This is a genomic window from Cereibacter sediminicola (assembly GCF_007668225.1).
Lineage (GTDB): Bacteria > Pseudomonadota > Alphaproteobacteria > Rhodobacterales > Rhodobacteraceae > Cereibacter_A > Cereibacter_A azotoformans.
On the sequence record NZ_VDEK01000156.1, the window covers coordinates 1 to 445 of the forward strand.

Sequence of the window (445 nt, forward strand, 5' to 3'; positions counted from 1 at the left end):
CGTCGATGATCGCGTCCATCAGGGCGTTCATCAGGTTCGGCGAGTTGCCGAACTGTTCCTTGTGGTTGTTCGCGGCCTGCTGGGCGAGGGTCGTGTTCTCAAGGAGCTTGCCCTTCACCGTCATCGCGTAGGAGAGCTGGTCGTTGTCGGTGAGGTCGCCGGTGAAGAGGTCATTCAGCTTCGCAACGATCTGGGACAGCAGCGCCTTCTCCTTGTCCTGAACGCTCGCCGAGCCCGCCTCTGACATCGGTTTCAGTTTTTCGGCCGCCCCGCCCAGCAGGAGGTCCTTCTTGCCGCCGGTGGACACTTTGTGGTGGGTCAGGACCAGCTTGCTCAAGTCGACGCCCTCGCGCTCGCGGCCGAAGTCGAGCAGCGGGATCAGGCGGCGGAAGAAGAGGCTGCGCGCCTCGATCGCCGTCGCGCCATAGTCGAAGATCTGCGACAG

The 445-nt window shown here is 63.1% G+C and carries 1 pseudogene; it reads right to left on the bottom strand.

Annotated elements, in window-relative coordinates:
- Nucleotides 1–445, bottom strand: a pseudogene (locus FG154_RS20810) (type I restriction endonuclease subunit R); the annotation flags it as partial.